The 13,154-nt window shown below is 45.8% G+C and carries 8 protein-coding genes; 5 read left to right on the forward strand and 3 right to left on the reverse strand.

Translation table 11 applies throughout. The annotated features are described in order from the left end of the window. Nucleotides 1-35 precede the first annotated feature (35 nt). Nucleotides 36-992 carry an acetyl-CoA carboxylase carboxyl transferase subunit alpha gene (gene accA / locus ACXAGV_RS10720; protein ID WP_014948567.1) on the forward strand — a complete coding sequence of 319 codons (957 nt, stop codon included), beginning with the start codon at nt 36-38 and terminating at the stop codon, nt 990-992. A 256-nt stretch (nt 993-1,248) separates the two neighbouring features. Further along, nucleotides 1,249-2,574, forward strand: a complete 1,326-nt coding sequence (gene tilS / locus ACXAGV_RS10725; RefSeq protein ID WP_474873235.1) for a tRNA lysidine(34) synthetase TilS — start codon at nt 1,249-1,251, stop codon at nt 2,572-2,574. 113 nt (nt 2,575-2,687) lie between these two features. Here the strand turns inward: tilS and ACXAGV_RS10730 are convergent, their stop codons facing one another. Beyond that, nucleotides 2,688-3,587 carry a GGDEF domain-containing protein gene (locus tag ACXAGV_RS10730; RefSeq protein ID WP_474873236.1) on the reverse strand — a complete coding sequence of 300 codons (900 nt, stop codon included), beginning with the start codon at nt 3,585-3,587 and terminating at the stop codon, nt 2,688-2,690. 263 nt (nt 3,588-3,850) lie between these two features. Between ACXAGV_RS10730 and ACXAGV_RS10735 the strand changes: the two genes are divergently transcribed. After that, on the forward strand, nt 3,851-5,818 hold the full coding sequence (locus ACXAGV_RS10735) for a monovalent cation:proton antiporter family protein (protein WP_474873237.1): 1,968 nt from the start codon (nt 3,851-3,853) through the stop codon (nt 5,816-5,818). A 75-nt stretch (nt 5,819-5,893) separates the two neighbouring features. Here the strand turns inward: ACXAGV_RS10735 and ACXAGV_RS10740 are convergent, their stop codons facing one another. Then, entirely contained in the window at nt 5,894-6,121 is a 228-nt protein-coding gene (locus tag ACXAGV_RS10740; RefSeq protein ID WP_474873258.1) for a hypothetical protein, read from the reverse strand. Nucleotides 6,122-6,444: 323 nt separating this feature from the next. Between ACXAGV_RS10740 and tadA the strand changes: the two genes are divergently transcribed. Then, entirely contained in the window at nt 6,445-7,068 is a 624-nt protein-coding gene (tadA, locus tag ACXAGV_RS10745; RefSeq protein WP_474873238.1) for a tRNA adenosine(34) deaminase TadA, read from the forward strand. A 505-nt stretch (nt 7,069-7,573) separates the two neighbouring features. Here the strand turns inward: tadA and mltF are convergent. Beyond that, nucleotides 7,574-8,977 (reverse strand): membrane-bound lytic murein transglycosylase MltF, encoded by a 1,404-nt coding sequence (mltF, locus tag ACXAGV_RS10750; protein WP_474873239.1) that lies wholly within the window; start codon nt 8,975-8,977, stop codon nt 7,574-7,576. A gap of 176 nt (nt 8,978-9,153) precedes the next feature. Between mltF and purL the strand changes: the two genes are divergently transcribed. Next, nucleotides 9,154-13,041, forward strand: a complete 3,888-nt coding sequence (gene purL, locus ACXAGV_RS10755) for a phosphoribosylformylglycinamidine synthase (protein ID WP_474873240.1) — start codon at nt 9,154-9,156, stop codon at nt 13,039-13,041. Nucleotides 13,042-13,154: the final 113 nt, after the last annotated feature.

Raw genomic sequence — 13,154 nt, forward strand, 5'->3', positions numbered from 1 at the left:
TTGCATAGACGAGCGTAGTACGAATAGGACATGAAATGAGTATACAGTTTTTGGACTTTGAACAGCCAATAGCCGAACTAGAAGCAAAAATTGAAGAGCTTAGGTTGGTGAATCAAGGTGGCGAGTTTGACGTTGGTATTGAAGAAGAAATCAATAAGCTTCGCGGTAAAAGCGCAGAGCTGACTAAAAAGATCTTTTCTGATCTTGGCGCATGGCAAGTTTCTCAACTTGCACGTCACCCAATGCGTCCATACACGTTAGATTACATTCCTCGTATTTTTACAGAATTCGACGAGCTTGCTGGCGACCGCGCGTTTGCTGACGATAAAGCGATTGTTGGCGGTCCAGCAATGCTAGATGACCAGCCGGTGATGATTATTGGTCATCAGAAAGGGCGTGACACCAACGAAAAAATTAAGCGTAACTTCGGTATGCCTAAACCAGAAGGCTACCGTAAAGCCTTGCGTCTTATGAAGATGGCTGAGCGCTTTAACATGCCTATCATCACCTTTATCGATACACCGGGAGCTTATCCAGGTGTGGGTGCTGAAGAGCGTGGGCAAAGTGAAGCCATCGCAAAAAACCTATTCGAGATGGCTGAGCTGACTGTTCCAATCGTATGTACGGTAATTGGTGAAGGTGGTTCAGGTGGTGCACTGGCAATTGGTGTTGGCGATCGCGTTAATATGCTTCAATATTCTACATACTCGGTAATTTCACCTGAAGGCTGTGCATCTATTTTGTGGAAAAGCGCAGAAAAAGCACCATTAGCTGCTGAAGCAATGGGTGTAAGTGCGCCACAAATTAAAGAGCTGGGTCTAATTAATAGTATTGTTGAAGAGCCGCTAGGTGGCGCTCATCGCGATCACAATGGTATGGCCGCTAATTTGAAGGCCGTAATTAAGCAACAGCTTAATCAGCTTAAAGAGTTAGACAAGACTAAATTGATGGAAGAGCGTTACCAGCGTTTGATGTCGTTCGGTTATTGCTAAGTTCATTAAGAAAACTAGCATGAAAGGTGCATTTAGCCGCTACGTACAGCTACGTTTTATCAGTTTAAACGCTTGCTATAAAAACTAGCGAGCGGCGGCTTAATTCATGTCGGTCATGTAGTGTCGTATACGAACAAGGGGGTTGTTTACCAAAGGTAACCAACCCCCTTGTGTTATTAGAAAGCCAGTGCTTAGCCAAATACAAAGTTAAACCTCAGTAAAATATAGCGTTGAAACAATAAGGTATTACCGGTCTGTGACCCCTCTACAATCCCCAACAATCGCATATATCGTCAACCGCATAGCCACGTCACTAACTGATGTAAAGCGACCACTTCAAACGCCTTTAGTAGTTGCTTACAGCGGAGGTGTGGATTCCACCGTTCTGCTTCAAGCTGTCGTCGCGTACAGGGAGCAATATGGAACTCCAATTCATGCTGTACATGTACATCACGGTTTAAGTGATAATGCCGAACAGTGGGCAAAGCACTGCGAATTACAGTGTCGTCTTGAAGACGTAGCATTTCATTTGTATCGAGTTGATGTTGATACGGGGTCGAGAAAAAGCCTGGAAGCAGAAGCGCGTAAGGTTCGATACAACGCATTGTTAGAAGTGTGTGACCAAATAGGCGGTGTACTGTTATTGGGACAACATGCCGAAGATCAGCTTGAAACCGTATTGCTTCAGCTTAAACGCGGTGCTGGTCCTCAGGGCTTAGCGGGTATGGGAGAAGTTCAGTACCGAGGTGACACCTTGATAATGCGACCCATGCTATCCCTAGAGAAAGCCGACATTATTGCTTATGCCGAAGAGGAAATGTTGCAGTGGGTTGAGGATGAATCTAATCAGCAAAATAGCTTTGATAGGAACTTCTTAAGGAACGAAATTATACCTCACTTGCTGGCCAGATGGCCTAAGTTAACCAAAACCGTGGGGCGCAGCGCCGAGCTTTGTGCTGAACAAAGCACACTAGTCAGCGATTCTGCCCAAAAATATTTTGAAGATTGTAAACGCACAGATCTCAGGCTAGATGGACAGAAACTTGCTGACTTGTCTTTACCTTGGCAGGCCATGGTCATTCGCGCTTGGTTTAAATCACAAGGCGAGTTGTCGCCTTCAAAAGCACAAACAGACCAAGTGATTGCTATGTTAAAAGCAAAGCACGACGCAGCCCCAGAAGTAAACTTTAAATGGGGCAAGGTAACGCGGTTTGACCAAGATCTTTATTGGGTGGTGAACGCCAACCACGAAATTCCGCAAAACCTTGAATTGGCGTTAGGGCAAGTTACCCCCCTTCCGTGGTTAGACGGAAATATAAGGGTCACATCATCAGACCAGAAAAATGGCGATAAGGTTGCTTTGCAAACCAACGCGCGCAACCTTAAAGTAAAGCCAGAGAGCGCGAGCGTATCTAAGCTGTTGAAAGAGTGGTTTAAGGTGTGGCGCGTGCCGCGATGGCAGCGAAATGGCGTGCCGGTCATTTTTCTAAACGAACAGCCTGTCGCTCTTATTGTTGAAGGACGTTGTGTTTATCTTCAGCCCAAAGTGCCTGGTATAGCAATAGAGTTTAATCCTGATTAGATCCTTATCTCTTGCCGCTTTCTTCGGAAACGCTCAGCAAATCTCTTTGTAGTGTGATAACGGCAATAAAGCACAGATGCGGCATGCTTTTGCCGCTCCTATAAAGAGCTAGGTTATGCGGCGTGATAGCTGTTCTTACCAGAGTTTTTCACGCGATACAGGGCGTTGTCAGCGCGATCAAATAGGCTACTCATCGTATCGCCATCGCGATAAATTGCGCCGCCAAGACTAGTTGATACGCCTAAGCGAGATAAGTAGCTAGAGCTATTGATACTCATCTGAATACGCTGGGCTGCACAAGCTAACTGCTGTTGCGACTGACAGTCTAGCAAACAACAAAACTCATCGCCGCCATAGCGGAATGCTTCGTCTTCATCCCGCAGAACATTAGCTAAATGTGATGCAACATGGACAAGTACTTTGTCACCTTCACTATGACCAAAATTATCATTCACGTATTTAAAGTTATCTAAGTCGATCACCAAAAGTGCGAAAGGGTCGTCGTGTCTATGCGCCCAACCGAGTTGTCTTGTCATTGACTGCTCAAAGCCCGCACGGTTACCCAAGCCTGTTAACACATCTTTAGTTGCCATCTGCTGCACACGCATCAACGAAAGAGCGTGCTTTACTTGTTTTCCAAATAAATCATGCAGTTGGAATAGACTCTCCCGTTGCGATAACGACAAGGGTGAACTAATGTAATAATAGACATGAGCTTGATCGCCATTAATGGCATTGGCACCTTGTAGTGGTAAATCAATCAGTGTTGAGGATATTTTTGCATTACCGTACACCCAACGGGAGTCAAAGTCAGATAAGCTGAAACCAACAACCGGCAGTAACGTATTTAGCTGCTGAAAATACACGCCACCCAACTCTTGAAGTTCAAGCGTAGAAAGGAGCTGTGTGACAAAGCCTGATAATTCACTAAAAGAGAGTGATTTACCTGTGCTCTCAGCAGGGTAAAAATTGTTATGTTGTGTGCTATCGTAGACTGACGTTGAAAAATCCACAGTAGTGCCCCTATACAAAATGCGTTGATATGCAAAGAAACAAGTGTCAAAGCCCTGACGTTTCTGTGGCCACAACCGCATTTTCGCGATATTTATGACGATCACAGCGGCAAAACTTGCCGGATCTGCATTTACACAGGGGATTTTGCAAACTAGATGCCAACAAAGTGTTTCAGGCACTAGTCTTTAGTTTAAAGCGTAAAATCGCGTGATTTATCGCGCTTGTTTTACAAATGGAAGTTTATGTAGCTTTAGGAGGTAGTGTGGGGACGAGCTTTTTAAATATCGTGATATTGATGTTCATATCGGTATGCGCGGTCGCATTATTTAAACGCATTCACCTCCCTCCTATTCTTGCTTATCTGTTTGCCGGCGTACTCGCGGGTCCGCAACTATTATCTGTGTTTGCCCACCCAGAAGAAATGCACCTGCTCGCTGAAGTGGGCATAGTGTTTTTGCTCTTTTCACTTGGTCTTGAGTTCTCGTTACCTAAATTGTTGGCAATGCGCTCTTTAGTATTCGGTGTAGGATTAGGGCAAATGGTGTTTACCACGGCAGTGTTTACCTGTGTTCCTCTGTTTCTCGGTATTCCAATAAGTGCGTCCATCATTATTGGTGGTACGCTGGCGTTGAGCTCAACCGCTATTGTAATTAAGCAAGCAACCGAAATGGGCATTCTTAATAACAGACGTACACAATTAGCGGTAAGTATCTTGCTCTTTCAAGACTTAGCGGTGGTTCCGTTCCTAATTGCTATTCCTCTTTTAGCCCAGACTGGTGAAGTAAGTATTGCGCTAGCTTTAGGCGAGGCGTTGCTTAAAGGTGTGTTTGTCATTGCGTTTCTAATGTCAGTGGGTAAGTGGTTACTACCTTGGGTGTTTAGAGAGGTAGCAAGAACAAGGACTGACGAGCTGTTTGTTCTGACCACTATATTGATTGCCCTATTGGCAGGAGGGCTAACTTATTACTTCGGGCTATCCATGGCGCTAGGCGCTTTCTTGGCGGGTATGATGTTGGGGGAAAGCCAATACAAGTATCAACTTGAAGCCGACATTCGTCCGTTTCGAGATATTTTGATGGGGTTATTTTTTGTTACCGTGGGTATGCAGTTAGAACTCACTGTACTGTGGAACAGTCTGTTTGAGATTATTTTTGGCGTTTTTGCTTTGATGGTCGTTAAAGTTATATTGGTAAGAGGGGCATCCTTGCTAGTCAAAACCGATGCAATAGACGGCTGGTCAGCTGGGGTTAAACTCTGTCAAATTGGAGAGTTTAGCTTTGTTATTGCCGCGCTTGCCACGACACATGGCGTGCTAACGTCTGAGCAGTCATCACTGATTGTGTGTATGGGGGTAATCAGTATGGCGTTAACGCCCTGGCTTATGAATAACAGTGTCACTATCGCTAAACGAATTGTTAATAAGGACATCTCGTTTGATGACAATGCGAGCTTTGGCAATGCAGAGCCGTTAACCAACCACGTCATTATTTGTGGGTTTGGCCGCGTTGGCCAGTCGGTAGCTCGTATGCTGAAAATGGAAGGCATTCATTTTGTTGCTATAGATATGGACCCCGTCAGAGTACACGAGAGCCGAAATGCAGGAGAGCCCGTCATATTCGGTGATGCAAGTCAAAAAGATATATTGATTAATGCCAATGTAGAAGGTGCAAAGCTCGTGCTTGTTACCTTTGATCAAGTGGACAAGGCGAAACAAGTGATAACGCAGACACGAACTATAACGAATGCTACTGACGTTATGGTACGGACCAAACGAGACTACCAACTAGAAAGCCTATACAGCGCGGGTGCCAATCAGGTTGTTCCTGAGTTACAAGAAGGCAGCTTGATGTTGGTATCGCAGGTGCTCCACTATGCTGGTGTGCCGATGTCGCGAATTTTGAAACGGGTTCGCGCTGAGAGGAAAGGTCGTTATGATCATATGCATGGCTTTTACCCGGGAGAAACAACAGAAATCACTTACGGCACAGAAGACAAGTTAGAGTTTATCCATGCTGTGGTGCTGTCTGAACATGCTTCTTGTATTGGCAAAGCTATAAAAGAGATTGATTTTTCGAGAATGCGAGTAGCGATTAAGGGTTTAAGGCGGGATGGAAACGAAGTCAAAGACCCAGACCAAGACGCTATTTTGCAAGCCCATGACGTACTGGTGATCGCGGGTAAACCCCGTCGGGTGGAGCGGGCGGAACGCAAGTTACTAGAAGGAAGCTAGCGCGCAGTTAAACTTAGCATTGTTTAATCTAGCGCGCTTGCCAGAAATTAAGTGTTGCATTACGTGAATTAAAACTTAGGCAACGCGGTCGCTTTCTAAGTCTGCAAATTGCTTTTTTAGGTCGTAACGCTCGTCTGTCACTATCTTCTCGAGAACTGAAACACGTTCCTTAAGTTCTGCAATTTCGGCTTTGTAGGCTTCAGTCTCTTTACTGCTTAGTTTCTTCCTACTTTTATCTTTTGCACTTTCGACAATGGTCACTAAGGCCCAGGCACAAATGGCTACTATTGCAATCGCGGTCATATTCACGGTGGTATCCCTCACAAGTGGCTTTAAAATAGTGTAGGTTAAAATTTGGCCTGCCGCCTTATTTACCCACTTTTTAGTTAAATACTTACAGGTAAAACTGCTGCATCGCTTAAGGTACTATAGCGTTTATCTAACGTGGTTTTTAGTAAAAAATGTAACCAGTTAAGTCCTTCATACCAGCAGTGTTATAATGAAAGTTTGCAAGTAGGTTGCCAAGTGACAAAAGTCATTACTTTCTAACAAGTTAGAATGTTTACCTAAGCAAAAACGAAATAATTATTAATGAAATTCACCAAGAAAAGTAGCAAAATTGACGAATGAGTGACCAAAATAACAACTGTCCACCTTCAGACTTAGAGCTTGCAAATAAACAAGCGCTGCAACCAGACGCTATGCAAGAGCAGCAGGCTGTAATTTCTACGGAAGAAGTCGCGACGCAAGAAGACGAAATGTGGATGAGACATGCATTGGCGTTAGCTGATAAAGCGGAATCGCACGGCGAAGTGCCTGTTGGTGCCTGTGTGGTGTTAAACGGTAAGCTTATAGGTGAAGGGTTCAATACCCCGATAACGGATAACGACCCGTCTGCGCATGCAGAGCTGCGCGCTGTTAAAGAAGCCGCATCTAATGTACAAAATTACCGACTTATTGATGCTACCTTGTATGTTACGTTAGAACCTTGTTCTATGTGTGCAGGCATGCTGGTGCATGCACGAGTAAAGCGTGTGGTGTTTGGTGCTAAGGATGCGAAGACGGGCGCTGCCGGTTCAGTTATGAACCTCTTACAACATCCTGCGCTTAATCATCAGCTTGAGATCGTATCTGGCGTACTAGCTGACGAGTGCGCTAGCAAGTTGTCAGATTTTTTTCGCAAGCGCAGGAAAGAAATCAAGGCAGCCAAAAAGGCGAAACGATTGCTAGAGGGTGATGCTTCAAGCTAATTTATAGCCTTGTATGAAGACGTGTTTATAAGCGTACTCGCCTTTTGGGGTTGTATAGTTTATGGGTTAAATCATTAAGAACCAAACACCATAAAGTCAGCTTAACTAGGCGTGCGGGTTAACTGGGTGAACATATCACTCGTAACAAATAGCTTGCGGCGTTGAAGTACTTTTTGGTGACAACGCTTAAGCATAAGTCTGCGTCTGTTGTTATTTTTCAATTTTATTCCTTTTTTCATAAATCGATTTTTTTTCATTTACTTTCCTTTCTCATATTGTGGGCACTCTTTGCTTGCCGAGGCCACTTTCTTCCTTCATACAAAGCGCTTTGTTTTTTGGCTCGAGCCCCGCGTTTATCCAGGGGAAGCCTTAGAGAGCTAATTATCGTTAAGAAAAACCGTTGTTCAGAGAAAGTAAGTCAGTGTTTGACTAACTTCTTTATAGGGTACGGCATAAAGATGACATCGAAATGACAATTTTCAATAGAAAGGCAAAACGAACAGCATTAAATTTTTCCTTGTTCGTCCAACCATACTAAGCTGTCATAATAACGGCGAATGTTTTCGACGTATTGCAAAGCTTCATCTCCCCTAGCATAGCCATAGCGCGTTGTGCGGTAATATTTCTTTTGCCTTAACTGTGGCAAGCGGCGTTTCACATCTACCCACAAGTCAGGGTTACCGCCCTGTTGCTCAGTAAGCACTCTCGCATCTTCCAAGTGCCCCATTCCGATATTGTATGATGCCATGGCCATCCAAGTTCTATCTGGCTCGCTAATTCGCGCGGGTATACGACTGAGTAAACTAGCAAAATAACGTGATCCACCGCGAATACTTTGTTCAGGATCAGTCCTGTCATCTACATCCCAATCACTTGCCGTATCCAGTGTTAACATCATTAGGCCGCGAACCCCGGTTCTTGAAATAGCGTCACTGTCCCAATGGCTTTCTTGATAGCTCATGGCCGCAAGTAATCGCCAGTCTAGTTCACCGGCATATTGTTGGAATAGCGGTTTGTATTGGGCTAGGGCAGTCTCGGCGGCATAATTAAATGCGCGACTGTCGACGTAATCAAACTGGCGAATATGACCAAAGTACTTGTCTTCTAACACCGTAAACCAGCCTGACTGATGCACTGTACCAAAATACTCAATGAGCGCTGCTTTCACTGAATCGTCTTGATCTAACGGAAGGGCCCATGCCATAGGCATATCTTCGTTAAGGGTCTTTGCCACTGCCAAATTCGGGTAACGTCTACGTTGCAAAGCTAGGCGGTTGCTGTCTGCCACTGTGTAGGATATGTCTCCATTGGCAACCTGTTGTAACAACTCCTCAGAGTCAGAATCTTCGGTAGTAACAATTTCGGTTTTTAGCGAAATGCTCTTGGTATCGTCTTCTACATCGCCGAAATCGCTCAGTAAATCTGAAAGTAGGTGTGCCTGACTGCTACCTGCAACAGCAACTATAGGGGCATCGAGTGCTAATAAGCCTCTTGGTCTCGCCGTGCCGGCTTGAAAGACGAGTTCTTGTTGAACATGTTGATAGGCGGGCCCGTAAGCAAAGCGTTTTTTGAGCGAGGAGGTGACTGCATCGCCCGTTGCAACAATGTCTAGGTTACCTTCTTCTAATTGTTCCAGCATGACTTCGTAGCTGTAAAACGGATACAGGTCGAGCGTCACGCCAAGGTAATCGGCAAATCCTGCCAGCAGTTCATATTCAAAACCCTGCGGCCCCTCTGCGCCGTTATAAAATGTTCCTGCACCATAAACGGTTCCCACGCGGATCGATTCTCGTTCCAACAATGAAGAGAGGGCAGTGGGTACGGAAGGAACGCCACAACTCATAACAGCAATAGATAATATGATTATTAATTGTAGTTTTAATCGTTTTTTATAGTCTTGTGACTGCATAGACCTTTACTTGTTGTCATTAAACCATCTAAGTTTAAAAAAAAGTTCATGTAAGCGCGTTATGAGGTTACTTACTGCGCATAATTACTCTATAATCCGCGCCGAAATACTCATCAATCCAAGAGACAACGCGTCGCATTGGTGGTCGTTGTTTCTAACAAACCAGGTAAATCAATATGTTGGTCCTTCGAGGCGCTCCTGCACTATCAGAGTTTAACCAAACTAAACTGATTGCAAAGCTGGGTCAATCCGGCGTTAGGGTTAAAAACCTATATAGCGAATATGTTCACCTAGTCGATTCTGAAGGTGACTTGTCTAAGCAGCAAATAGAGATACTCGAGAAGCTGCTCACTTACGGCCCCGCGAGGCAAGCACAAACCCCTTCTGGAACCTTCTTCCTTATTACTCCTCGCCCCGGCACTATCTCTCCCTGGTCTTCTAAAGCCACCGACATCGCTCACAACTGTAGTCTAAAAAATATCAACCGCATAGAACGTGGTTGTGCGTTTTATATAGAAACAGAAAATGCGTTGAGCGATGATGATTTTGCGCTTATTGCTAGCTTCTTACACGATAGAATGACTGAGTCAGTGTTTACTGATACTGATGATGCAGCGGTGCTATTTGCACAAACCGAAGCGAATACTTTCACAAGTGTAGACGTATTAGGAGAAGGCAAAGAAGCACTGGTTAATGCAAACGTGTCGTTAGGCCTTGCATTGGCTGATGATGAGATTGACTACCTGTTTGATAGCTTTACCAAGCTAGGCAGAAACCCGACTGACGTTGAACTTTATATGTTTGCGCAAGCAAACTCTGAACACTGTCGACATAAGATTTTTAACGCAAGCTGGACCATCGACGGCGAAGAACAAGAAAAGTCGCTGTTTAAAATGATCAAAAACACCTACGAGTTATTACCTGATCACGTTTACTCAGCTTACAAAGATAACGCAGCGGTTATGGAAGGCTGGCAAGCAGGGCGCTTCTTCCCGAACCCTCAGTCCCATCAATACGAATACCATCATGAAAATATCGATATTTTAATGAAGGTAGAAACCCATAACCACCCAACGGCAATTTCACCTTTCCCAGGTGCGGCGACTGGCTCTGGCGGTGAAATCCGTGATGAAGGTGCTACTGGTCGTGGTTCAAAACCTAAAGCGGGTTTGGTTGGTTTTACCGTATCTAATTTGCGTATTCCTGGTGCTGAACAGCCGTGGGAATTCGAGTACGGCAAGCCACAGCGCATTGTAAGCGCCCTTGATATTATGCTTGAAGGCCCACTAGGTGGCGCAGCGTTTAACAACGAATTTGGTCGCCCTGCGCTACTGGGTTATTTCCGTACATTTGAACAAGAAGTCAATAGCTTCAACGGTGTTGAAGTGCGCGGCTATCACAAACCTATTATGTTAGCTGGTGGTTTAGGTAATATTCGTCGCGAGCATATTGAAAAAGGCGAAATCACAGTAGGCGCTAAGCTTATTGTACTAGGCGGTCCTGCAATGAACATTGGTCTTGGTGGCGGTGCAGCGTCATCAATGGCATCTGGCCAATCAAACGAAGACTTAGATTTTGCTTCAGTACAGCGAGACAACCCTGAAATGGAGCGCCGCTGCCAGGAAGTGATTGATGCATGTTGGCAGCTAGGGGATAACAACCCTATTCAGTTTATCCACGATGTGGGCGCAGGTGGTCTTTCAAATGCACTGCCTGAGCTGGTTAATGACGGTGGCCGCGGCGGTAACTTTGAACTTAGAAAAGTATTGTCTGATGAGCCTGGTATGACACCTTTAGAGCTATGGTGTAACGAATCCCAAGAGCGCTATGTTTTATCTGTCGCGCCTGAAAATATGCCAGTGTTCGAAGCAATTTGTGCCCGCGAACGTGCGCCATTTGCTGTGGTTGGTGAAGCCACTGCCGAGCAGCACCTAAACCTGAACGACAGCCAGTTTGACAACAAACCAATCGATATGCCTCTTGATGTACTTTTAGGCAAGCCGCCTAAAATGCACCGCGACGTAAGTTCGACCAAGGTTAGCTCGCCAGCACTAGACGAGGCGGGCATTACCTTAAGTGATGCAGCAAATCGCATTTTATCTTTGCCTACCGTGGCAGAGAAAACCTTCCTTATCACTATAGGCGACCGCTCGGTTACCGGCCTTGTAAGTCGCGACCAAATGGTTGGCCCATGGCAGGTGCCAGTGGCAGATGTGGCGGTTACCGCAACAGCGTTTGACACCTACCACGGTGAAGCGATGTCGATGGGTGAGCGTACGCCTGTTGCGTTACTATCGCACGGCGCGTCTGCACGTCTTGCTGTGGGTGAAGCGTTAACCAATATTGCCGCAGCAAACATCGGCGATATTAAGCGCATTAAACTGTCTGCAAACTGGATGGCAGCAGCTGGACACCCAGGTGAAGATGCAGGTCTTTATGAGGCGGTGAACGCTGTAGGTGAAGAGCTATGCCCAGAGCTAGGCCTAACCATTCCCGTGGGTAAAGACTCCATGTCGATGAAAACCGCATGGAATGAAAACGGTGAAGATAAAGCGGTGACTTCTCCGCTATCACTCGTTATTTCAGCCTTTGGCGCAGTAAAAGATATTCGCAAAACCCTAACGCCTCAGCTACGTACAGACAAAGGCGCAAGCCGCTTGCTGCTACTCGATTTAGGCGAAGGTAAAAATCGCTTGGGTGCTAGCTGCCTGGCACAAGTCTATACTCAGCTTGGTGATAGCCCAGCAGATGTGGTCTCTGCAACTCGCCTTAAAGCCTTCTTTGACGCTATGCAGACGCTTATCGAAAAAGGCTTGGTGTGTGCTTACCACGACCGTTCGGACGGCGGCCTGTTTACTACAGTGGCAGAAATGGCTTTTGCGGGTAAAACAGGTGTAAGCGTTGACCTTGATAGCCTAGTTGGAAACGACATTGCCGTATTGTTCAATGAAGAACTAGGTGGCGTAATCCAAGTGCTTGAAAGCGATATGGATGCCGTTAACGCAGTAATGACTGAATTCGGTTTAACTGAATTAACTCACGATATCGGTACGCTTAATAGCACCGACATGATTGAGTTCAGTCGCGGCGGCGTTGCTGTACTTGCAGATAGCCGCGTATCAATGCGTACTACCTGGGCGCAAACTACGTTTGAAATGCAAAAACTTCGTGATAACCCAGAGTGCGCTGAACAAGAACATGCGGCGAAGCAAGATGCTGCCGACCCAGGTTTGCATGCGGCGTTGTCTTACGATGTCAATGAAGACGTTGCGGCGCCCTATATTGCCAAAGGCGTTAAGCCCAAAGTGGCGATATTAAGAGAGCAGGGCGTTAACTCGCATCTTGAAATGGCAGCGGCGTTTACTCGTGCTGGCTTCGACGCTATCGATGTGCATATGAGTGACGTGTTGGCTGGCCGCATTACCCTAGAGCAATTTGCAGGTCTTGCTGCCTGTGGCGGTTTCTCTTACGGCGATGTATTAGGTGCAGGTGAAGGCTGGGCGAAATCTATATTGTTTAACAGCATGGCTCGCGATCAGTTTGAAGGATTCTTTAACCGCAATGACACCTTCAGTTTAGGTGTATGTAACGGCTGTCAGATGCTGTCGAACCTAAAATCATTGATTCCTGGCGCTGAGCACTGGCCGCACTTTGTCACTAACCAGTCAGCGCGCTTTGAAGCTCGCGTTGCAATGGTTGAAGTGATGGAATCTAAGTCTGTGCTGCTAGATGGTATGGCAGGCTCGCGTATGCCGATTGCTGTATCGCACGGGGAAGGTCAGGCTGAATTTGCAAATGAAAACGCGCTATCGCAGGTAAGCGGTCAGGTAGCCATGCGCTACGTAGACAACTACGGCAAGCCAACCATGCAATACCCGGCTAACCCGAACGGTTCACCGCAAGGTATTACTGGTTTAACGTCTGTAGATGGGCGCAGCACTATTATGATGCCTCACCCTGAACGTGTGTTTAGGGCAGTTGCAAACTCATGGTGCCCGGACGATTGGCAAGAAGATGGTGCGTGGATGCGTATCTTTAGAAATGCCCGTAAGTTTGTTGGTTAAATTTTCAGTGTGACCTTGATAAACAGGGGGAATCCCCTGTTTATTTTCTATAAAAATACTGTTTAATAAATGCGCATACCTTAAATAGGTGTCAAAGCTTTGGCAAAGTGTCA

Source organism: Alteromonas sp. ABH4_453, assembly GCF_056160665.1.

What these genes read in the sequence shown, in the direction of transcription:
- purL (WP_474873240.1), top strand. Translation starts at nt 9,154, where the DNA reads ATGTTGGTCCTTCGAGGCGCTCCTGCACTATCAGAGTTTAACCAAACT.
- mltF (WP_474873239.1), bottom strand. Translation starts at nt 8,977, where the DNA reads ATGCAGTCACAAGACTATAAAAAACGATTAAAACTACAATTAATAATC.
- ACXAGV_RS10740 (WP_474873258.1), bottom strand. Translation starts at nt 6,121, where the DNA reads ATGACCGCGATTGCAATAGTAGCCATTTGTGCCTGGGCCTTAGTGACC.
- tadA (WP_474873238.1), top strand. Translation starts at nt 6,445, where the DNA reads ATGAGTGACCAAAATAACAACTGTCCACCTTCAGACTTAGAGCTTGCA.
- accA (WP_014948567.1), top strand. Translation starts at nt 36, where the DNA reads ATGAGTATACAGTTTTTGGACTTTGAACAGCCAATAGCCGAACTAGAA.